Below are 21,735 nucleotides of genomic sequence, written 5' to 3' on the forward strand. Positions count from 1 at the left end.
TCAGGCCGCGGGGATGAGGCCGTTCGGGTTCAGCACGTACTTCGTCGCCGCGCCCTTGTCGAACTCCTCGTAGCCGCGCGGGGCCTCGTCGAGGCCGATCGCCTTCGCGTTGACGTTCTTCGCGATGCTCGTGCGGTCGTGCAGGATCGCCATCATGAGCTGCCGGTTGTACTTCATGACCGGGCACTGCCCCGTCGTGAAGGACAGCGACTTCGCCCAGCCGGTGCCGAGGCTGAGCGACAGGGCGCCCTTCTTCGCGGCCTCGTCGACGCCGCCCGGGTCACCGGTGACGTAGAGCCCGGGGATGCCGAGGGCACCACCAGCGGCCGTGACGTCCATGAGCGAGTTGAGGACGGTCGCGGGGGCTTCCTCCCCCGATCCCGAGCCGTGGCCCTTCGCCTCGAAGCCGACGGCGTCGATGCCGCAGTCGACGAGCGGTTCGCCGAGGATCTGGTCGATCTGGTCGGCGGGGTCGCCCTTCGTCAGGTCGACGGTCTCGCAGCCGAACGTCCTCGCCTGGGCGAGGCGGTCGGCGTTCATGTCCCCCACGATCACGACGCTCGCGCCGAGCAGCAGGGCGCCGGTCGCAGCCGCGAGCCCGACCGGTCCGGCACCGGCGACGTAGACCGTCGAGCCGACCTCGACGCCCGCCGTGACGGCGCCGTGGAACCCGGTCGGGAAGATGTCGGACAGCATCGCGAGGTCGAGGACCTTCTCGAGCGCCTGGTCGCGGTCCGGGAACTTCAGCAGGTTCCAGTCGGCGTAGGGCACGAGGACGTACTCGGCCTGCCCGCCGACCCACCCGCCCATGTCGACGTAGCCGTAGGCACTGCCCGGGCGGTCGGGGTTGACGTTGAGGCAGATGCCGGTCTTGCGCTCCTTGCAGTTCCGGCAGCGCCCGCAGGCGATGTTGAACGGCACGGAGACGATGTCGCCGACCTTGATGAACTCGACGTCGGACCCGACCTCGACCACCTCGCCGGTGATCTCGTGCCCGAGGACGAGGTCGCTCGGGGCGGTCGTCCGGCCGCGGACCATGTGCTGGTCGCTGCCGCAGATGTTCGTCGCCACCGTGCGCAGGATCGCACCGTGGTTCACCTTGCGTCCGACGTTCGCGGGGTTGACCCCGGGTCCGTCCTTGAGTTCGAACGTCGGGTAGTCGGTCTCGATGACCTCGACCTTCCCCGGCCCCTTGTACGCGACTGCGTGGTTGCTCGCCATGTGATCCTCCTCGATCCTCGGCGGCCACCCGGTGTCCCCACCGGGACGTCGTCATCGTCGACGACGTCTCGGACAGTACGCCGCCGGGATCACCGTGCGGTGGCCGCGCGCAGGAGCGCGTCGACGAGGGCGACCTGGTCGAGTCCGACGGCGGCGAACACGAGCGGCACCTGCGACCGTTCGGTGAAGCCCGGCGTGGTGTTCACCTCGTTGAGCACGACCCCGTCGTCGGTCACGAAGAAGTCGAACCGGGCCACCCCGGCGCACCCGAGCGCGTCGTACAGCGCCACGGCCGCCCCCGTCACCGCCGCCTGCTCGGCGGTCGACAGGCGCGCGGGGACGCGGAAGTCGGCCGTCCCGTCGTACTTCTGCTCCCGGTCGAACACCTGGTCCGCGGCGACCACGACCTCGAGCGGCGCCCCGGTGCGGAGCGTCCCGGTCGCGTCCCGGAACAGGGCGACGTCGACCTCGCGGCCGGAGACGAACGACTCGACGAGCACCGCGTCGCCCGCCGCCCGTGCGTGCCGGACGGCTGCGGCGACCCCGGCGGACCGCCGCACGACCGTGACGCCGTTGCTCGACCCGGCCGAGGTGGGCTTCACGACCCACGGCGGTCCGGGCAGCGCCCGCACGGCGACGTCGACCTCGCGGTCGTCGGCCGTCCGGCGCACGAGCACACCCGGCGCGGTCGCGATGCCCAGTGCCTCGGCCACGAGCTTCGTCACCCACTTGTCCGCGGCGAGCGCCCCCGCCCGGACCGGCGAACCGACGACCGGCACGCCGATCATGTCGAGCAGCCCGGCGACCGCGCCGTCCTCGCCGTGGTCGCCGTGCAGGAGCGGGAAGGCGGCGTCGCAGGTGGTGATCGCGGCGACCGCGGCGGCGGCGGACAGGGGCGTCCCGTCCGCCGCGTGCCAGGAACCGTCGCGCCCGACCGTGAGCGCGACGGTCGCGGTGCCGCCGGCGCGGAGTGCCCGCTCGGCGGCGGCCGCCGACGCCAGGGAGACGTCGTGTTCGTCGTTCGCGCCGCCGCCGATGACGGCGACGCGGAGGTGGGAGTGGTCAGGCACGGTGGCCCTCCTGGTGGTGGATCGGGGAGCGGACGGACGGCGGGCGCCCGGACGGCGAGTGCTCGGACGGCACGGGGGCAGCGTCGTCTCCGCGGGGGTGTGCCGCGGAGTCGGCGTCGGCGCGGGTGGTGGTGCGGTGCACCCGGGCGACGCGCGTGCCGACCCGGGTGACGAGTTCGTGCGGGATCGTGTCGGCCCAGGCCGCCCACTCCGCCACGGTCGGCACGGCGTCCCGGCCGACGGCACCGGTACCGGCACCCGCGCCGCTCGCCCGGGGCCCGAACACCGTGACGCGCTCGCCGGGCAGCAGCAGGTCGTCGCCCGTGTCGACGACGACGCTGTCCATCGAGAAGCGGCCGACGAGCGGGCGTCGCCGTCCCCGGACCCACACCACCGCGCGGCCCGAGGCGGCGCGGGGCAGCCCGTCGGCGTACCCGAGCGGCAGCAGCGCGGTGTTCGTGGGCCGGTCGGTCACGTGGTCGCCGCCGTACCCGATCCGGGTCCCGGTCGGCACCGCCCGCGCGGACACCACGGTCGTCGTCAGGGAGAGCGTGTCGCGCAGGGCGGTCGTCGTGCCCGAGGGGTCGATCCCGAACAGTCCCGCGCCGACCCGGTGCAGGTCGAACCCGTCGGCGGCTCCGGTGACCGTCGCCGCGGTCGCCGCCAGGTGGCGCACGAGCGGGCCGAGCCCCCGTCGACGGGCGCTCCGGACGGCGTTCCGGAAGAGCAGCACCTCGCGGGTGTCCCGCCCGTCCCCGGGTCGGTCGGCCGAGGACATGTGCCCCATCACCCCGACGACACGCAGCGCCCCCGTCCCCTGCAGCTCCCGCGCGAGGACGCACAGCGCGTCCCACGCCGACGGCGGACAGCCCTCCCGTCCCATCCCGACGTCGACGTGCAGGTGGACGGCGGCGCGACGTCCGGTCCGGCGGGCGGCTCGCCCCACGGCGACGAGCGTCGCCGGGTCGGCGACGGCGAGCGCGACGTCGGCACGGAGTGCCGACGCGAAGTCGGCGTCCGGCGGGTTGAGCCAGCTGAGCACGGGCGCGCGGACGCCCCCGGCGCGGACCGCGAGTGCCTCGTCGACGCTCGTCACGCCGACGGAGCCGGCCCCCGCCTCCAGGACGGACCGCGCGACCGCGCCGTGCCCGAAGCCGTCGGCCTTGAGCACGGCCATCAGGCGTCCGCCCGTCAGGGCGGCGAAGTGGGCTGTGTTCGCCCGCACCGCGTCGTCGTGGACGAGCAGTTCGGAGACCGGCGCGGTCACCGCTGCATCCGCGGGTCGGCCGTCGGGTCCGCGTAGAGGCGGGGGCAGCCGGCCTCGGGCGCCTCGGGCCGGAGCTCGAAGTGCCACGCCTCGTTGTCGTAGACCTGGCAGAGCCCGTACCCGGCGCCGTGGTCCTGCAACCACTCGGCGGCGTCCCAGTCGCCGATGTCGATCGCCTCGCCGCGGACGTGCAACGACGTCTGCGGGGTCGAGACCCATCGCGCGGCCTCGTCGCGGGAGCCGTACTCGGCCACCGCGTCGTCGAGCAGGCGTTCCTGCAGCGCGGCGGACCGCCAGCCGCTGTTCACCACGAAGCGGACGCCGTCCCCCTCGGCGTCGCGGGCGGCACGGCGGACGGCCTCGAGCAGGTCCGGGTCGAGCTTCGTCACGGCGGGCAGGTCGTCGTCGAACACCGAGGCGCCGGAGGGCGCCTCACCGCCCGCGGGTCCGGTCGCGCCCTCCGTGCCGGCGGCACCGGCGCCGACGGAGGCGGCTCCCGGCCAGGACGGTCCGCCCGGGGCGGCGACGGCGAGCGCTCCCGCGACCACCGCGGCAGCCAGGACCAGCACGAGGACGACGACCAGGGGCAGCGCGCGGGACCGACGCGGTCGGTGACGGACGGGGACCGGGGTGTGCAGGGAGTGGAGCATGTCGACCAGTGCAACGGGCCGGACGTCGCCGGAGCGTACGCGTTTCCGCATACGCTCACGACACGTCCCGCCGCCTAGCATCGGGGTCGTGCGTGTACTGATCCTCGAGGACGAACCCCTGCTGGCCGGGGCGGTGCGGGACGGCCTGCGGCTCGAGGCGATCGCCGCGGACGTCGCGGCCGACGGGGACGCCGCGCTCGAGCTCCTCGCGGTGAACCGCTACGACGTCGCCGTGCTCGACCGGGACGTCCCGGGGCCGTCCGGCGACGAGGTGGCCGAGCACGTCGTCGCGACCGGGTCCGGCACGCCGATCCTCATGCTCACCGCCGCGGACCGGCTCGACGACAAGGCGTCCGGGTTCGCCGCGGGTGCCGACGACTACCTGACGAAGCCGTTCGAGCTGCGGGAGCTCGTGCTGCGGATCCGCGCGCTCGACCGGCGTCGTCCGGAGCGTCGGCCGCCCGTGCTCGAGGTCGCCGGGGTCCGGCTCGACCCGTTCCGCCGCGAGGTCTTCCGGGGCGGCCACCACGTCGCGCTGACCCGCAAGCAGTTCGCCGTCCTCGAGGTCCTGGTGCAGGCCGGGGGCGGCGTGGTCAGCGCCGAGCAACTGCTCGAACGAGCCTGGGACGAGCACGCCGACCCGTTCACGAACGCCGTGCGCATCACCGTCTCGGCGCTCCGCAAGCGGCTCGGGGAGCCCTGGGCGATCGTGACCGTGCCCGGCGTCGGCTACCGGATGGACGTGCCCACGGCCGCGGACACGGCGGTCGACCGGGCTGCGGGCGTCGACGCGGGTCGTGCTGCGGACGGTCCCCCGCGGTGACGGACCGTCGCCCCGGGCCGAGCGTCCGCCTCCGCCTCGCGCTGAGCTACGCGGGCGTCGTCGTCGTCACGGCCGCCCTGCTGCTGACCGTGGTGTGGCTCTTCCTGCTCCGCTACGTGCCGGTCGGCAACCTCACGACCACGGACGGGCACGTGCCGGACCGGACCGACCTGGTCCGCGCCTTCGTCCCGCCGGCGGTCTGGGCGTTCCTCGTGCTCGTCGTGCTCGGTGTCGTCGGCGGCTGGCTGCTCGCCGGCCGGGTGCTCGACCCGCTGCGGCGGTTGACCGAGGCCTCGCGGGCGGTGTCCTCCGGCGCCCTCGACCACCGCGTCGACCTGCCGGGGCGACGGGACGAGTTCCGCGAGCTCGCCGACGCCTTCGACGGCATGGTCGCGCGCCTGGCCGCCGACGTCGCCGAGCAGCAGCGCTTCGCCGCGAACGCCTCGCACGAGCTCCGGACGCCGCTCGCCACGACGCGGGCCCTGCTCGAGGTCGCCGTCCGCGAGCCGGGCAACGACCCCGCGGCGGTGCTCGACCGGCTCCGCGTGGTGAACGAGCGGGCGATCGACCTGACCGAGTCGCTCCTGGTGCTGGCCCGCGCCGGTCGACGCGTGCCCGACCCGGAGCCCGTCGACCTGTCGCTCCTCGTCGAGGACGCCGTCGAGACCCTGCTGCCCCTGGCCGAGGCGCGCGGCGTCGCGCTGGACGCAGACGCAGACGCAGACGCAGACGCAGACGCAGACACAGACGCAGACGACGACCGCGACACCGACACCGCCGCGCACGTCCACACCGACGCGGCGTGGACGACGGGGTCGCCCGCGCTGCTCCTGCAGCTCGTGACGAACCTCGTGCAGAACGCCGTCGTGCACAACGTCGGACCGGGCGGGTGGGTGCGGATCCGGACGGGTGGGTCGTCGGCGGACGGCGGTGCCGGCACCGTGGTGCTGCTCGTCGAGAACACCGGCCCGCGGGTCCCGCGTGCGGTCCTGCCGACGCTGACCGAACCGTTCCAGCGTGCCGCGTCCCGACGCCGGGACGAGGACACCGGCGCGGGACTCGGACTCGCCATCGTGGCGGCGATCGTCGCTGCGCACGGCGGCGCGCTGACCGTGGACGCCCGGGACGGCGGCGGGCTCAGCGTCCGGGTGGCGTTGCCGTCGGCGTCCCCGCCGGTGCGACCCCGTCAGCCGTAGCCCCGGCCGGACCGGCAGCCCCGGCCGGACCGTCTGCAGCCCGGGCCGGCCCGCGCCCCGCCCCGGCCGCCCCGGCAGCGACCCGCCGCCCGCGCAGCAACCCCGACGCGAGCGCGATCCCGGCGAGGACGACGACCCCGCCCACCGGCTCGTTCCACCGCAGCGGCTCACCGAGCACGAGCACCCCGAGCCCCACCCCGACCACCGGCGTCAGGTACGTCACGGTCGACGCGCGGCCCGCACCCCACGCGCCGACCAGGCGCGTGTTCCACGCGTAGGCCAGCCCCGTGCCCACCGCACCGAGCGCGACCATCGCGGCCACGATCCTCCAGTCCAGCCGCACCGGACCGGTCGCGACCACGGGCGCGACCACCAGCATGAGCAGCGCCGCCAGGCTGAGCTGCACGGTCGCGACGGTCGTCGGGTCCTGCCCGCTGCCGACACCGAAGCGGCGGAGCCAGGCGAGACCGACGCCGTACGACGCCGTCATGCCGAGCAGGGCCAGCTGCCCGGGCACCGTCGCGAGCACGCGCGGGTCCCCGACGAGGTCCCACGGCCCGACCAGGACGAGCACCCCGACGATCCCGGTCACGATGCCGAGGACCTGTCGGCGGGACAGGCGTTCGGTCGGCACGAGCACCGCGAGCGCGAGCAGCGTCATGATCGGGGTCGTCGCGTTGTAGATGCTCGCGAGCCCGGACGGCACGGTCTGCTCCGCCCACGCCATGAGCGAGGACGGCACCGCGTTGAGGAACACCGCGACGACGAACAAGTGGCCCCACACACGGCGGTCGCGCGGCCAGCGGCGACGGGTGACGAGCAGGATGCCGACCAGCGTCACCGCGCCGAGCACCGTGCGCACGGTGGCGACCTGCTGCGGGGCGAGCCCCTCGAGCCCGATCTTGGCGAAGAAGAAGCTGGAGCCCCAGGTCAGGGCCACGAGCACGTAGAGGAGGGCGTTCACGAGGGCTAGCATCGAGCACCGTCGGCGCATGTGTCGAACGCATGCGCCGCATACCCTCATGAGGAGGACGCATGGCCGTCTCGATCCCGCAGGTCCGTGCCTTCGTCGCGACCGTCGACGCCGGCTCGTTCACGAGCGCCGCCACCGCGCTCGGCGTCGGGCAGTCGGCCGTCTCGCACGCCGTCGCCGGCTTCGAACGCGAGGTCGGCGGTCCCGTCGTGCGCCGCGGCGGCGCCGCGGTCCCGACCGCCCTCGGCGAACGGCTGCTGGCGCACGCCCGCCAGGTGCTCGCCTCGGTCGACGGCCTGGAGGCGGTGGTGCGGCCCGCCACGGCGCGCGGCACCGTGCGCCTCGCCGCGGTGCCGACGGTGTGCCAGGGCCTGCTCCCCCGCCTCCGCGAGCTGTGGTCGGTGACGCTGCCGGACGTCGACGTCCAGGTGTACGAGGGCGACGACGACGAGATGGCGGAGTGGTTGGAGGGCGGCACCGTCGACGCGGCCGTGCTCGTCGACCCGACGCCGGTGCCCGAAGGCGGGGTGGTCGTCGCGCGGGACGAGATGGCCGCGGTCGTCCGGCGGGACCACCCGCTCGCGGACACCGCGGCGATGACCCTCGACGACCTGCACGAGGACGGGCTCGTCGCGGGCGGCGGCGGGTGCGAGCACCAGATCGAACGGATGCACGAGCTCGCGGGGCAGCCCTTCCGGTGGGCGCACCGGGTGCGGGAGATGAGCACGATGTTCGGGATGATCCAGCGCGGCGAGGGGGTCTCGATCGTCCCGTCACTCGGGCGGGTGATGCTGCCCGAGGACCTCGTGATGCTGCCGGTCGCGCCGCGGTACGAGCGGACGCTGGTGCTGAGCGGGCCCTCGACGCGGGCGTGGCACCCGCTGGCGCGGGCGCTCGTCGACGCCGTGTGACGTCGCCGGCGGCACCGGTGCCGACGCCCGGACATCTCCGACCTTCGGCCGATCCGGCGACCGCCCGGTCCTTCCTAGGCTCGGGGGCATGACCGCGACCGTGCTCCCGCCACCCGCGCCCCTCGGACGACGGGTGTGGGCGCAGACCTGGCGGGTGCTCGTCGCCCTCGTGGCCGGCTTCACCGCGTTCGGCCTGATCTGGCCCGAGCTCGACACGTCGTCGTGGTCGGAGGCGCGGCTCGGCATCGGGCTCCTCGGGGACGTCACGGCCGGGGTCGTCGCACTCGTCGTGTACTGCTTCCGCCACCGTGCGCCGCTGTTCGTCACCCTGGCGGTGATCGGCCTCAGCACCGTGTCGACGTTCGCCGCGGGCACCGCCGTGCTCGCGCTCGTCTCCCTCGCCACCCGGCGCCGCGGGGTCGAGATCGCGGTGGGCAGCGCGGCGATGCTCGTCACCGGGCTCGTCGGCGAGCAGCTCGTCTTCCCGGGCGGTGACATGGCGCTGTGGCAGACCACGCTGGTGTCGGTCGTCTTCCTCGCGCTCGTGGTCGTCGTGGGTGTGGCGATCGGGCAGCGCCGGGCGCTCGTCCAGTCCCTCCGGGAGCGGGCCGCCCTGCTCGAACGCGAACAGGCCGTGCGCGAGGACCGCGCGCGCGAGCAGGAACGCGCGCACATCGCCCGCGAGATGCACGACGTGCTCGGCCACCGGCTCTCGCTCGTGGCCCTGCACGCCGGCGCGCTCGAGTTCCGCGGACGTTCGCTGTCGCCGGACGACACCGTCGAGGCCGCGGGGGTCGTCCGCGCCGAGGCGCACGCGGCCCTGACCGACCTGCGCGACGTACTGGGGGTCCTGCGCGACCCCGCCGGTCGCGACACCGACGACCCGACCGGCACCGCGCCTCCGCAACCGACGCTCTGCGACGTGCCGGCCCTCGTCGACGAGGCCCGTGCAGCCGGTGCGACCGTGACCTGCACGGTCGCCGAGGGTGCCTGCGCCGCCGGGGAGACCGTCGGCCGCCACGCGTACCGGATCGTCCAGGAGGCCCTGACGAACGCCCGCCGGCACGCCCCGGGCCAGCCGGTCACGGTGTCGATCGCGGTGCTGCCGACCCCGGCGCTCCGGGTCACGGTGACCAACCCGACGCTGCCCGGGGACCGCGGGCACGACACCGACGGCGGCGGGCACGGGCTGCGCGGCCTCGCCGAGCGGGCGCGGCTCGTGGGCGGCTCGTTCCGCGCCGACGTCGACGCCGCCGGCGTCCACACGGTCGAGGCGGTGCTCCCGTGGACGGCGTGACCGCGCCGGTCCGCGTGGTGCTCGTCGACGACGACCACCTCGTGCGCGCCGGGCTCCGGCTGCTGCTCAGCGGCGACGACGGTGTCGACGTCGTGGGCGAGGCCGGCGACGGCGTCGAGGCCGAGCAGGTCATCGACGCGGTCGAGCCGGACGTCGTGCTCATGGACATCCGGATGCCGCGCTGCGACGGGCTCGCCGCCACCGAGCGGGAGCTCCGGAAGCGGCCGGAGCTCGCCGTCCTCGTGCTCACCACCTTCCAGGGCGACGACATGGTCCTCGGTGCCCTGCAGCGCGGTGCGCGCGGGTTCCTGCTGAAGGACACCCCGCCGCAGGAGCTCGTGGCCGCGATCCACGCGGTCGCCGCCGGCCGCTCGACGCTGTCGCCGTCGGTGCTCGACCGGGTGATCGCCTTCGCCGCGGGCACCGGGAACGCGACCGGTCCCGGGAGCGGACCTGCCGACGGGTCCGGTGGAACCCGGGACGGCCGCGCCGCGGGAGGCGCGCTGCCGGACGCGAGCGAGGAACGCCGGCTGATGGCGACGCTGACCGACCGGGAACGCGAGGTCGCGGTCGCCGTCGCGAACGGGGCCTCGAACGCCGAGATCGCCGCGGACCTGTTCGTCGGGCTCGCCACCGTGAAGACCCACATCGGGCACGTCTACGACAAGTTCGGGGTCGACAACCGGGTGCAGTTGGCGCTCATCGTGCACGCCGCCCAGCGCTGACGAGCCGGGGCGACGAGCCGAGCTGACGAACCGGCACGAGTCGGGCGCGACGACCCGGGGGCGGTACCGAGCCGCCGGGCAGGCGCGACCGGCAGGATGGGGCGATGCCCGCGACGCACGTGAAGACCTTCACCGACCCGGACGAGGCCACCGCCGAGGCCCTCGGACTCGAGTGGCTCGCCGAGGCCGAGGACGCCGGCGGCACCCGGATCGCCCGTGTGCTCGCCCACCCGGAGCCGACGGTCCTGCACCTCGAGCGCATCACCGACGGCGTCCCCGACCGCGGCCAGGCGGAACGCTTCGGCCGGTCCCTGGCGCACACCCACGCCGCGGGTGCGACGCACTGGGGCGCCCCCGCACCGGGCTTCCCGTCCGGACGCGGGATGCGCGTCGGGCGGTCCCGGACACCGTTCGTCCCCGCCGCCGAGGCGCCCGCGAGCTGGGGCGAGTTCTTCGCCGAGTACCGCATCCGTGACTTCGTCCGCCGCATCGTCGACCGTGGCGGGTTCGACGGTGCCGAGGCGGCGGTGTTCGACCGGGTCGCCGACCGGGTCGCGGACGGGACGCTCGGCTCCCCGCAGCCCGCGCTCGTCGGCGACGGACCGGCCCGCCTGCACGGCGACCTCTGGGCGGGCAACGTGCTCTGGCCCACCGACCGGAGCGAGCCGACCGGCGCGGTGCTCATCGACGCGACCCCGCACGGCGGCCACGCCGAGACCGACCTGGCCCTGCTGGCGCTGTTCGGACTGCCGCGTCTCGAGACGGTCCTGGCCGGCTACGACGCCGAGTCGCGGTTGGCCGACGGCTGGCAGGAACGGGTCGAGCTGCACCAGCTGGCGCCGCTGCTGCTGCACGTGTTCCTGTTCGGCGGCTCCTACGCCGACGACGCCCTGCGCGCCGCCCGCCGCTACGCCTGACCCAGTCGCAGGCCGGTTCCAGCCCGCCGTCCGGACTCCGCCTGACCCGGTCGCAGGCCGGTTCCGGCCCGCCGTCCAGACCCCGCCTGACCCGGTCGCCGGTCGGCTCCGGCCCGCCGTCCGGACCCCGCGCACGTCCGGCGGCCGGCGAGGCCCGAGGTCGGACCGCCGGTCCCGCTCCCCCGCTGACGCAACCGGTGCACGACCCCCGGGGAACGGGCACCGGGATCGTCAGCAGCTCCCCCACGGCTCGGTGCCCGGCCCGGCGTGGGGCCCGCTCGGGCCGGGCACCGGGCGTCGACCGGCGACCGCGGCGCACCGCGACGCGCCCGCCGGAGCCGACCCGCGCCTCCCGTCCGGTCGGTCTGTTGCGTGCGCGGTATACCAACCCGTAGCATCGGCTCACCCCACCCCACCGGGCCCGGCCGCCACCAGACGGTCTGCCCACGGCGAGCGCTCCACCGATGCAGCCTGGCCGACCGCTGCCGGCACTCGTTGCACTGGATCCGCTCGTGAACCCCTCCCCCTTCGGCCTGTACGACCCTGCTCGCGAGTCGAGCGACTGCGGCGTCGGCTTCATCACCCGTCTCGACGGCACCCCGAGCCACGACGTCCTGGTGAAGGGCGACGAGGCGCTCTGCTCGATCCCGCACCGCGGCGGCAAGTCCGCCGAGGGCGTGGGCGACGGGGCGGGTGTCAGCATCGACCTGTCCGTCGAGTTCTTCAGCGCGATCACCGGGCAGGCCCTGCGCGCCGGGCACTTCGGCGTCGCGAACTGCTTCGTGCCGAGCGACCCCGACGAGCGTGCCGACGCCGAACGGCTCGTGACCGCGGAGCTCGACCGCCAGGGCTTCGAGCTGCTCCTCGTGCGCGACGTCCCGGTCGACCACTCCGTCGCCCGTCCCGAGGCCGAGCGGTACCAGCTGCCGATCGTGCAGTGGGTGTTCCGCGCCCCGGAGGACTGGGCCCGCGCCGACGTCGACGCGGCCGCGAACCGAGCGCTGCTCGCGATCGAGGCGGTGTCCTACGCCCGAGCCGCCGAGACCCGCGCCCCGCACGCCGCCCTGTACCCGCTGTCGCTCAGCGCACGCACGCAGGTGCTCAAGGGGCGCCTGAACTCGGGCGAGGTGATCGGGTACTTCACCGACCTGCGCGACCCGCGGCACTCGGTCCGGACGCTGTACTTCCACGCGCGCTTCTCGACGAACACCGAGCCGCACCCGACGATGGCCCAGCCATTCCGACTGATGGCGCACAACGGCGAGCTGAACACCGACCGCAAGAACCGCCTGTCCGACGAGGCCTCGGCCCGGGCCCGCACGCGCAGCATCGTGCGTCCGCCCGGGCAGTCCGACTCGAGCCGGCTCGACCAGACCCTGCAGAGCCGGGTGTTCGAGGACGGCCTGGACATCGTCGAGGCTGTCGTGACCCTGATGCCGCCGGCGTGGGAGAACGACCGCACGCTGAGCCCGGCGGTGCGGGACATGCTCGAGTACCACTCGCTGTACGAGGAGAAGAACGACGGCCCGGCCGCCGTGATCTTCAGCGACGGCGACGTCGTCGGCGCCCGCCTCGACCGGCTCGGCCTCCGCCCGCTGCGCACGGTGCAGACGGACGAGTACCTCATCGTGGCGTCGGAGAGCGGCCAGGTGTCGTTCGACGCCGACACCGTCGTGCACCGCGGCCGCATCGAGGCCGGCGGGATGCTCGTCGTGGACCACCGCACCGGCGCGGTCCTGCGCACCGACGAGGCCCTCGAGCTGCTCGCCACCCGGAAGCCGTACGGCGCGCTGCTGGACGCCGCCCGGGTCGACCTCGACGCGCTGCCCGCGCCCGACTACGACCGCGGCGCGAGCACGCTCGGCTACGACGGCGACCTGTCGCTCGCGGGGCGCTACGTGGCGTACTCGCTGAACCAGGAGAGCTTCCGGTTCATGCTCGACCCGATGCTCGCGACCGGATCGGAGCGCATCTCGGCGATGGGCTACGGCACCGCGATCAACGCGCTGAGCGACACCGAGGGCGGCATGGCGAAGTACTTCTCGCAGCGCTTCGCCCAGGTGACGAACCCGCCGCTCGACTCGATCCGCGAGGCCGACGGCATGTCGATGCGGGTCGCCCTCGGTGCCAAGCTCGACGCGCACGCCAGCGCAGGAGCCCCGGTCACCGACGGCGCCGGCACCGCCCCCACCCGCCAGATCGTCGTGCAGTCCCCCGTGCTCGGCCACCTCGACATGGTCCGCCTGCGCGACCAGACCGTCGTCCCGCTCGAACGCTTCGACATGCTCTACGTCCCCGTGCTCGGCGACGAGCAGGCCAACGCCGCGGCCGTCCGCTCGGCGGTCGACGCGCTGTGCGACGCCGTCGAGGCGTTCGCCCGCACCTCGGGCGGCATCGCCGTCCTGACCGACCGCGCGGTGTCGTCGACGCACGCCCCGCTGCCCGTGATCCTGGCCGTCGCCGCGGTCAACCAGCGGCTCATCGAGACCGGCCTGCGCCTGCGGCTGTCGATCGTCGCCGAGTCCGGACAGCTGCCGTCGTCGCACCACGTGGCGACCGCGCTCGGCTTCGGCGCCTCGGCCGTGTACAGCCTGTCGGCACGACTGCGTGCGGAGGAGCAGTACCCCGCCGAGGCCGCCCCCGCCGGCGAGGTCACCGCGACCGACCTGGCGCTGCAGCGGTTCCGGAAGGCCGCCGAGAAGGCCCTCGCGAAGACCATGGGCCGCGTCGGGCTGTGCACCGCGGAGAGCTACATCGGCGGCGCGTTCTTCGAGCCGAACTACCTCGACACCGGCGACGACCTGTTCGCGCGGGTGTTCCCGTACATGCAGGCACCGGTCGGCGGCGTCGGCTTCGCGCGCATCGCCCAGGCCGCGACGGACTGGCACGAGCGCGCACGATCGGTCGCATCGGCGGCCCAGGTCCCGCTCCTCGGGCTGTTCAAGGAGCGCTCGGACGGCGCGGGCCACTCGTTCGGCGTCGCGAGCGTCCGCGGCTTCGGCGGCATGACCGAGGAACGCCCGGCGTTCGAGCGCGCGGGCGACTCCGAGGCGCTGCGCCTGCTCACCCTCGGGCAGCTCGACGACGCCTTCGGCATCACCGACAGCGCGTACCGCCACACCGGGTACGACCGGCTGAGCGACGCCGAGGTCGACGCGCACCGGATCACCCCGGGCTACGTGTCGTTCCTGCAGACCACGCACGACGAGCGCTCGCGTCGCCCGGCCGCGCTCCGCGACGTGCTCGCGCTGCCCGCCGACGTCACCGGCATCGACACCGCCGAGGACTTCGCGCGCGAACTCGGCCGCTTCTCGACGAGCGGCAACGCGAGCATCACGGTGCGCGGGCTGTCCGGCTCGCGTCCGGCGTCGTCCGACGGTCTGCCGGGAGGCGCGGCCCGCTTCCGCCTGGAGCTCACCTCGACGGGACCCACGGGTGCCGTGCGCCACACGGCCCTCGCGGACGGGCTCGCGCTGCTGCACCCCGGCCAGGTCGCCGTCGACACGGTCGACGACGACCAGGTGACGCTGCGCGCCACGGGCGGCGCGGCCGCCCTGCTCGCCCTGCTGCAGAGCGCCCCCGCGAGCGTCGACCTCGACGAGGTCCAGCCCGCCCACGAGGTCACCCGCACGCTGGCGTCCGGCGCGATGAGCCACGGCGCCCTCGTCGCCGCGGCGCACGAGGCGGTCGCGCACGGCACGAACATGGTCGGCGGCATGTCGAACTCCGGCGAGGGCGGCGAGCACCACACCCGCTACGGCACCATCCGCGGCTCCCGGATCAAGCAGTTCGCCTCCGGCCGGTTCGGCATCTGGGCCGGGTACCTCGCCGACCCGATGCTCGAGGAGCTCGAGATCAAGATCGGCCAGGGTGCGAAGCCGGGCGAGGGCGGCCAGCTGCCCGCGCCGAAGGTCACGGTCGACATCGCCGCGGCGCGCGGTGGCACCCCGGGCGTCGAGCTCATCTCGCCGCCGCCGCACCACGACACGTACTCGATCGAGGACCTCGCGCAGCTCATCCACGACTGCAAGGCCGCCCGCGTGCGCGTCGTCGTGAAGCTCGTGTCCTCCGAGGGCATCGGCACGATCGCGGTCGGCGTCGCGAAGGCCGGCGCCGACGTCATCAACGTCGCGGGCAACACCGGCGGCACGGGTGCCGCGGCCGTCACGAGCCTGAAGTACGCGGGGCGCTCCGCCGAGATCGGCGTGGCCGAGGTGCACCAGGCCCTCGTGGCGAACGGCCTGCGGCAGAAGGTCACGCTCCGCTGCTCGGGCGCCCACCAGACCGGCTCCGACGTCGTCACGAGCGCCCTGCTCGGCGGGGACTCGTTCGAGTTCGGTACGACGGCGCTCATGATGCTCGGCTGCGTGATGGCGAAGAACTGCAACGTGAAGTGTCCGGCGGGCCTGACCACGAACCCGGAGGCGTTCGAGGGCGACCCGCGCGCGCTCGCGCAGTACCTGCTGAACATCGCGCACGACGTCCGGCAGATCCTCGCCCGCCTCGGCCTGCGGTCGCTCCGCGAGGCCCGGGGGCGCACCGACCTGCTCCAGCTCCTCGACCACCCGGCGAGCGTCGGGCGGCTCGACGTCCGCGGCCTGCTCGCCCGGGTGCCCGAGAAGGTCGTCACCGACCCGGAGTACCTCGAGAAGGACTACCGCACCGACGACGCCCTCATCGAGCAGGTCCGCGCCGCGCTGGTCGAGGGGCACGAGGCCGCGCTGACGATCGACGGCGTCCTGCTCGGCAACGCGGACAAGTCCGTCGGCGGCCAGCTCGGCATCGACCTCGAGCGCGTCCTGAACCACGAGCTGCGGGGCGTCGACCTGTCGGCGCACCCCGCGGTCACGACGGACGACCGTGGTCGCCGCCGGCTCGTCGACGGCGCCCTCACGGTGCGCACCTCCGGCTCGGCCGGGCAGTCGTACGGCGTCTTCACGAACGACGGCACGACCCTCGAGCACACCGGCACCGCGAACGACGGCGTCGGCAAGAGCCAGTCCGGCGGCCGCATCGTCGTGCGTGCGCCCGGCGGCGGCAGCGCCGAGCGGGGCGGCAACGTCCTCGTCGGCAACTTCGCGCTGTTCGGCGCGACCGGTGGCCGCACGTTCGTCGAGGGCGAGGCCGGCGACCGGTTCGCCGTCCGCAACTCCGGCGCGACCGCGGTCGTCGAGGGCCTCGGCGACTTCGGCTGCGAGTACATGACCGGCGGCGCGGTGTTCAACCTCGGCGGCTTCGGCAAGGGCCTGGGCAACGGCATGTCCGGCGGGTTCCTGTACCAGTACGACCCGACCGGCCGGGTGACCGAGCGGGCGAGCACCGACTCGCTCCTGGTGTTCCCCGTGACCGAGACCGCACGCGGGGCGTTCCACGAGGCGGCCGCCCGGCTGCTGCTCGAGTGGCACCTCGAGGCCACCGGTTCGGCACGCGCCGAGCAGCTCCTGGCCGACTGGGACACCACCCGCACGCACGTGTACGTCGGCATGCCCCGGGCGCTCCTGCTCAGCCAGGACGCGGACGAGATCCTCGCGGCGGCGACCCGCACGGAGCTCCTCGACGAACTCGCGACCTCGGTCGCGACGGACAAGCTCCGTGCGTTCAAGACCGACTACCGCGACCGGCGCACGGTGCTCGACGGCCGCGCCCCCGCGCTCGGCGACCAGGGCGGCGACACGTTCTCGCTGCTGTCGTCGTACACGGTGCTCGCGGTCGCCCAGGACGTGGCGCAGGAGCGGGTGCCCGGCGCCGCCCCGGCCGACCCGCGGGTCACCGAGGCCGTCCGGAACCTCGTCCTGACCGAGGACTTCCAGGTGAAGCAGCGCGTGGTCAAGTACCTGCGCGCGACCTTCGAGTCGTTCGCCGACGACGAGCTCGCCACGCTCATCGCCGTGAAGCGGCTCGACGACGCCAAGCGCGCGCTGACGCAGCGGAACAACCGCAGCTCGGACGCGCCCGGGACCACGGGGTGGATCATGCACCAGAACGCCAAGAACGCCGGACGGGTCCGCGCGGCCCGGTTCGACGAGCTGCTCGCGACCGCGGCCCTCGACGACATCGCGCGCCGGGCACCGCAGGCACCGGTGGAGGTGGGCGCGTGAGCACGCTCCGCCCGACCGGGTCCCTGATCCCCGTCGACGCCCCGTTCTCGGCCGCCCAGGAGTCCTGGCTCGCGGGCTTCATCGCGGGGGTCGCCGCCGCGGGACGCCGGTCGACCGCGCCCGCACCGACGACCACGGTGGACGTGCTCTTCGGCACGCAGACCGGCAACGCCGAGGTGCTCGCCGACCAGCTCGTCGCCGGTGCCGTCGCCCGCGGGCTCGGCGGCCGGGCCACCGCGCTCGACGACGTCTCCCCCGAGCAGCTCGCCGACATGTCCCACGTGCTCGTCGTCACCTCGACGTACGGCGAGGGCGAGATGCCCGACAACGCCGGTCTGTTCTGGGAGGCGCTGCAGGCGAGCACCGTGCCCCGGCTCGAGGGGCTGCAGTACGCCGTGCTCGGGCTCGGCGACACGAGCTACGACGAGTTCTGCCAGGCCGGCAAGCTCCTCGACACCCGCCTCGAGCAGCTCGGCGCGACACGGATCCACGACCGGGTCGACTGCGACGTCGACTTCGAGGACCCGGCCGAGCTCTGGACGGCTGCCGTCCTCGACCGCGTCGCCGCCCAGGCGGGAGCCACGGGCGCCGCTGCGGGCGCGACCACCGGGGTCGGCGCGACCACGACCGCGACCGCAGCCGGCGGGGCGGGCGCGAGCCGCGCCTCCCGGCCGGGTGCGCAGTGGACCAAGCGCACCCCGTACCGTGCGCCCCTCGTCGTGAACCGCCTGCTCAGCGCACCGGGCAGCGCCAAGGAGATCAGGCACCTCGAGTTCGACCTCGGCGACTCGGGCATCGAGTACGCGGCCGGTGACGCCCTGGCCGTCGTCCCGCACAACGACCCGGCACTCGTCGACGAACTGCTCGACCACCTCGGCGCCGACGGCTCCGCGGACGTCGACGGCCGCACGCTCGCCGAGGTCCTGCGCGTCGACCGCGAGGTCAGGACCCCGTCGAAGGACCTGGTCGCCGACCTCGTGCAGCGCGCGCCGGCGTCCGAGCTCGCCGCGGTCGTGGCGCACGGCGACAAGCAGGAGCTGGACCGGTGGCTGTGGGGCCGCGACGTCCTCGACCTGCTCCGGGACGCGGGTCCCGCGGCGCCGACCCTCGAGGAACTGCTGCCGAACCTGCGCGGACTGCAGGCGCGCCAGTACTCGATCTCGTCGAGCCCGCTCGCCCACCCGGGCCGGGTCCACCTGACCATCGCGAGCGTGCGGTACGGCGACGCCCACCGCACCCACCACGGCGTCGCCTCGACGTACCTGGCGGACCGCGTGCAGGCGGACGGCGAGGTCGGGGTGTACCTGCAGCCGAACGCCGCGTTCGGGGTGCCCGCCGACGGCGACGCCCCGATGGTGATGATCGGTCCGGGCACCGGCATCGCGCCGTTCCGCGGGTTCCTGCACGAGCGTGCCGCATCCGGGGCGCGGGGTGCGAACTGGCTGTTCTTCGGCGACCAGCACCGCGCCACCGACTTCGTGTACGAGGACGAGCTCACCGACCTGCAGGAGCGCGGCGTGCTCGACCGCCTCGACGTCGCGTTCTCGCGCGACCAGGCCGAGAAGGTCTACGTGCAGACGCGCATGCGGGAGCAGGCGGCGGAGCTGTACCGCTGGCTGGAGGACGGTGCGTCCGTGTACGTGTGCGGCGACGCCTCGCGGATGGCGAAGGACGTCGAGCAGGCGCTGCTCGACGTGATCGCCGCCGGTCGGGGGCGCGGCGTGGACGACGCGCTCGCGTACCTGGCCGACCTGCGCCGCGCGAAGCGGTACGTGCGCGACGTGTACTGAGCGGGGCCATCACCCCTGCGGCGCCACCCTGCCCCGGGGCGCGACGGCTCGGACCCAGGGCACCCCCGGGGCCGCCCCCGGTGCAGCGCGCTGCGCTCAGCGGGTCGGCAGCCCCGGCAGCGCGGCGATCCACCCGCCGACCTGCGCGTCGAACCACGCCGCGTCGAGGTTCCGCTCCCACGCGTGCTCGGCCGACCCGCTCACCGCCAGGGTCACCCGGTCGGGGTGCGCGGCGGCGAAGTCCTGGCTCACCGTGAACGGCACGGTGCGGTCGCCGTCGGAGTGCACGAGCAGGGTCGGCGGCAGCGGCGGCAGCACCCGCAGCCACGACAGCGCGCGGACGTCCACCGGCCGCCGCAGTCCCACGACGCGGTGCAGCCCGGGCGTGCGCATCGCGGCGAGGGCGGCGGACACGACGGCACCGGGCACGGGGGTGCGGGCGGCCTGGAAGCGGACGGCGGCCTCCCAGTCGAGCGCCGGCGCGACGAGCAGCACGCCGACCACCAGGTCGCGGTGTGCCGAGCGCAGGAGCAGCTCGTGCGTGACGGTCGCGCCCATCGACCAGCCGACCAGGACGATGCGCCGTGCACCGTTCGCGACCGCGTGGTCGAGCGCGGCCTCGACGTCGACCCACTCCCGGGCACCGAGGTGGGACGCCCGCCCCTCCCACGGGGCCTCGCCGTCGCCGCGGAACGACGGGACGATCGAGGTCCACCCGGCCTCGAGCGCGGCCGGGACGGTCCGGAGCGCGGTGACGCGGGTGGTCCGGATGCCGTGCACGTGCACGGCCCAGGTCGACGCGGCGTCGTCGTCCGGACGGGCCGGGCGGACCACCCACGCGGGGGCGTCGCCGAGCGGCGTCGGGATCGCGACCTCGGACCAGTCGACCGCCATCGCCGCCGGGTCCGGGTGCACGTGCCCGCTCCACCGGATCCGGTCGGACACCGCACCCGTCGTCCGGACCACGGCGCGGCGCACGGTGCCCGCGGTCTCGTCGACCTCGAGCACGGGGCCGACGGTGGTGTGCCCGTCGCCGTCGTGCCACAGGCCGTACTCGCCGGGCCGGAGCGTGTCGGGCGTCAGCGGCAGCTGCACCGAGTCGGCGTCCGCCGAGAGCACGGGCGTCCAGCGGTCCCGCCCGGGCAGCACGATCTTGCCGACCACGGCCCGCAGGCCCAGCAGGCCGCCGACCACCACGAGCACCACCAGGGCGACGAGCACCCACACCACGACCGTCATGCCGTCATCCTCCGATGTTCCGTGCGAGCACCCGCTCCGCGGACCGCACGTGGGCGAGCTCGCCCGGGTCGATCGACCGTCCCTGCACCTCTGCGTCGCGGATCGCGATGACGAGGTCGTACGTCCGCACCCGCAGGTCCGCGCGGCGTTCGACCGGCCGCAGCCCGTGGTGCCGCACGACGCGGGCGAGCCGCCGGTGGTGCCGGCCGAGCCGCAGGTCGCGCACCCACCGGCGCACCGTGAACGAGGCCATGCCGACCACGACGAGCACGATCCCGAGGTAGAACGGCGGGTCGAAGGCGAACCGCAGCACGTCGCGGACCCCGGCCGGGAACAGGCCGAAGTGGTCGGCCGTCAGCGACACGACCTCCTCGACGCTCGCCGCGGTGACGAGGACGAGCCCGACCCGGAAGACCCCGAGCGCGCCTCGGCCGGTCGGCATCCCGCGCACGAGCGTCGTCACGGTGATCGCCGCCACGCAGGCCATGTACACCGAGGCGTACAGCCACATCGCGGTCTGGTCGATGCCGAGCACGATGAAGTGGAACGCGGTGGTGCCGCGGTCGGTGATGCAGGCGAAGGGGATCGCGAACGCGGCGACCATCGCCAGGAGCGCAAGCGGGTGCGCGAGGAGCGGTCGTCGCGGCAGGTCGCCCGTCGCGGCGCGGAGCATGAGCCAGAACGCGGTGGTCGCGCACACGTTCTGCACCAGGTTGACGACGTTCGTCCCGCCGAGCCACCCGTCGAGCACGGTCTGCGGCACCACGCTGCCGAGGGTCAGCAACCCGAGGGCACCGACGCCCGTCGCCGCCCAGGCCGCACGGCCGCGGGGGTTCCGCCGGACGGACGGCGTCCGCGCCACGAAGATCAGGGCCGCGCACCAGAAGGTCGCGGCGTGCAGGGCACCCATCAGCCGTAGGCCCGCTCGTCGGACGCGCCCGCACCCGCACCGAGCAGCACGGTCGCGACCTCGTAGGCGAACCGCTCGGCGAAGTGCTCGTCGTCCCCGGAGACCCGCGCGAGCCCGGCACCGGCGTGGCCGGCGTGCGGCGCTGGGGTCCCGTCGACGTCCCGCTGGCACACGTTCGTCCCGCTGGCGAGGGCGGCGACCGCGGTCGGGGTCGGCGCTCCGGCGTCGCCGTGCACGAGGTGGCCGAGTTCGTGCAGCACGCAGTGCATCCGGTACAGCGGCGGGACGGCGGCCGGCACGAGGACGAGGTTCTCGTGCGGCGCCTGCGACACCAGGGCGGTCAGGCTCCCCCACGACGGCCCGTCGACGTCGACGACCCGCGTCGGGCGGCCGACGGTGCGGGCGACCGCGGCGACCACGTCGTCGAGTCGCGGGGCCCGCGGCAGCGTGCGCACGAGGTCGGCGACCACCGCCGTCACGTCCCGCTCGGCCATCGACTCCCCCTCGTCCCGCGGACAGCCTAGCGGCGCGGTGGGGCGGACCGGGCGGACGCCGGTCGCGGCGACCGGACGACGGACGGGAGGCGCGGTGCCGTCCAGCACCGCGCCTCCCGTCCGTCGTCAGGTCGCGTCCACCGCGACCTGCCGC

The 21,735-nt window shown here is 74.9% G+C and carries 16 protein-coding genes; 8 read left to right on the forward strand and 8 right to left on the reverse strand.

Going from position 1 to position 21,735, the window contains the following annotated elements:
- The 4 genes from fdhA to QOL15_RS13270 all read right to left on the reverse strand — a co-directional run bounded on the left by fdhA (position 1) and on the right by QOL15_RS13270 (position 4,208).
- The gene (fdhA, locus tag QOL15_RS13255; protein ID WP_065964644.1) at positions 1-1,221 is read right to left on the reverse strand and encodes a formaldehyde dehydrogenase, glutathione-independent; all 1,221 of its coding nucleotides are present in this window, start codon (positions 1,219-1,221) and stop codon (positions 1-3) included.
- Between the two features lie 89 nt (positions 1,222-1,310).
- A complete protein-coding gene (locus QOL15_RS13260; RefSeq protein ID WP_065964643.1) occupies positions 1,311-2,291 on the reverse strand; it encodes an ATP-grasp domain-containing protein in 981 nt (326 codons plus the stop codon).
- Positions 2,284-3,558: an alanine racemase gene (gene alr, locus QOL15_RS13265; protein ID WP_071247523.1), complete on the reverse strand. Its 1,275-nt coding sequence runs from the start codon at positions 3,556-3,558 to the stop codon at positions 2,284-2,286. Before alr ends, QOL15_RS13260 begins: the two co-directional genes overlap by 8 nt.
- Positions 3,555-4,208, reverse strand: a complete 654-nt coding sequence (locus QOL15_RS13270) for a M15 family metallopeptidase (protein WP_071247524.1) — start codon at positions 4,206-4,208, stop codon at positions 3,555-3,557. The genes alr and QOL15_RS13270 overlap by 4 nt, the downstream gene beginning before the upstream one ends.
- A gap of 88 nt (positions 4,209-4,296) precedes the next feature.
- On the opposite strand from QOL15_RS13270, the gene QOL15_RS13275 reads away from it, so the two are divergent.
- Both QOL15_RS13275 and QOL15_RS13280 read left to right on the forward strand, forming a co-directional pair.
- Complete coding sequence (locus QOL15_RS13275) at positions 4,297-5,031, forward strand: response regulator transcription factor (RefSeq protein WP_071247527.1); 735 nt, start codon at positions 4,297-4,299, stop codon at positions 5,029-5,031.
- Entirely contained in the window at positions 5,028-6,227 is a 1,200-nt protein-coding gene (locus QOL15_RS13280; RefSeq protein ID WP_071247530.1) for a HAMP domain-containing sensor histidine kinase, read from the forward strand. The genes QOL15_RS13275 and QOL15_RS13280 overlap by 4 nt, the downstream gene beginning before the upstream one ends.
- Here QOL15_RS13280 and QOL15_RS13285 read toward each other — a convergent pair.
- Entirely contained in the window at positions 6,169-7,191 is a 1,023-nt protein-coding gene (locus tag QOL15_RS13285) for a DMT family transporter (protein ID WP_139197495.1), read from the reverse strand. The two genes, QOL15_RS13280 and QOL15_RS13285, sit on opposite strands and share 59 nt — an antisense overlap.
- 71 nt (positions 7,192-7,262) lie before the next feature.
- Between QOL15_RS13285 and QOL15_RS13290 the strand changes: the two genes are divergently transcribed.
- The 6 genes from QOL15_RS13290 to QOL15_RS13315 all read left to right on the forward strand — a co-directional run bounded on the left by QOL15_RS13290 (position 7,263) and on the right by QOL15_RS13315 (position 18,938).
- Positions 7,263-8,111 carry a LysR family transcriptional regulator gene (locus tag QOL15_RS13290; protein WP_071247533.1) on the forward strand — a complete coding sequence of 283 codons (849 nt, stop codon included), beginning with the start codon at positions 7,263-7,265 and terminating at the stop codon, positions 8,109-8,111.
- Between the two features lie 88 nt (positions 8,112-8,199).
- Positions 8,200-9,408 carry a sensor histidine kinase gene (locus tag QOL15_RS13295; protein ID WP_071247536.1) on the forward strand — a complete coding sequence of 403 codons (1,209 nt, stop codon included), beginning with the start codon at positions 8,200-8,202 and terminating at the stop codon, positions 9,406-9,408.
- On the forward strand, positions 9,396-10,133 hold the full coding sequence (locus QOL15_RS13300) for a response regulator transcription factor (protein ID WP_071247539.1): 738 nt from the start codon (positions 9,396-9,398) through the stop codon (positions 10,131-10,133). The genes QOL15_RS13295 and QOL15_RS13300 overlap by 13 nt, the downstream gene beginning before the upstream one ends.
- Before the next feature lie 104 nt (positions 10,134-10,237).
- Complete coding sequence (locus tag QOL15_RS13305; RefSeq protein ID WP_071247542.1) at positions 10,238-11,050, forward strand: fructosamine kinase family protein; 813 nt, start codon at positions 10,238-10,240, stop codon at positions 11,048-11,050.
- 512 nt (positions 11,051-11,562) lie between these two features.
- Positions 11,563-17,148, forward strand: a complete 5,586-nt coding sequence (locus QOL15_RS13310) for a glutamate synthase-related protein (RefSeq protein ID WP_071247545.1) — start codon at positions 11,563-11,565, stop codon at positions 17,146-17,148.
- On the forward strand, positions 17,145-18,938 hold the full coding sequence (locus QOL15_RS13315; RefSeq protein WP_071247548.1) for a sulfite reductase subunit alpha: 1,794 nt from the start codon (positions 17,145-17,147) through the stop codon (positions 18,936-18,938). Before QOL15_RS13310 ends, QOL15_RS13315 begins: the two co-directional genes overlap by 4 nt.
- Before the next feature lie 96 nt (positions 18,939-19,034).
- Here the strand turns inward: QOL15_RS13315 and QOL15_RS13320 are convergent, their stop codons facing one another.
- Genes QOL15_RS13320 through QOL15_RS13330 form a run of 3 tightly spaced genes read right to left on the reverse strand, consistent with a single transcriptional unit; the run spans position 19,035 to position 21,581 of the window.
- The gene (locus tag QOL15_RS13320; RefSeq protein WP_083394003.1) at positions 19,035-20,177 is read right to left on the reverse strand and encodes a S9 family peptidase; all 1,143 of its coding nucleotides are present in this window, start codon (positions 20,175-20,177) and stop codon (positions 19,035-19,037) included.
- A 4-nt stretch (positions 20,178-20,181) separates the two neighbouring features.
- The gene (locus tag QOL15_RS13325) at positions 20,182-21,087 is read right to left on the reverse strand and encodes a hypothetical protein (RefSeq protein WP_065962883.1); all 906 of its coding nucleotides are present in this window, start codon (positions 21,085-21,087) and stop codon (positions 20,182-20,184) included.
- Positions 21,087-21,581: a hypothetical protein gene (locus QOL15_RS13330; protein WP_065962886.1), complete on the reverse strand. Its 495-nt coding sequence runs from the start codon at positions 21,579-21,581 to the stop codon at positions 21,087-21,089. Before QOL15_RS13330 ends, QOL15_RS13325 begins: the two co-directional genes overlap by 1 nt.
- Positions 21,582-21,735 lie beyond the last annotated feature (154 nt).

This window comes from Curtobacterium sp. MCBA15_012 (assembly GCF_001864935.2).
GTDB lineage: Bacteria > Actinomycetota > Actinomycetes > Actinomycetales > Microbacteriaceae > Curtobacterium.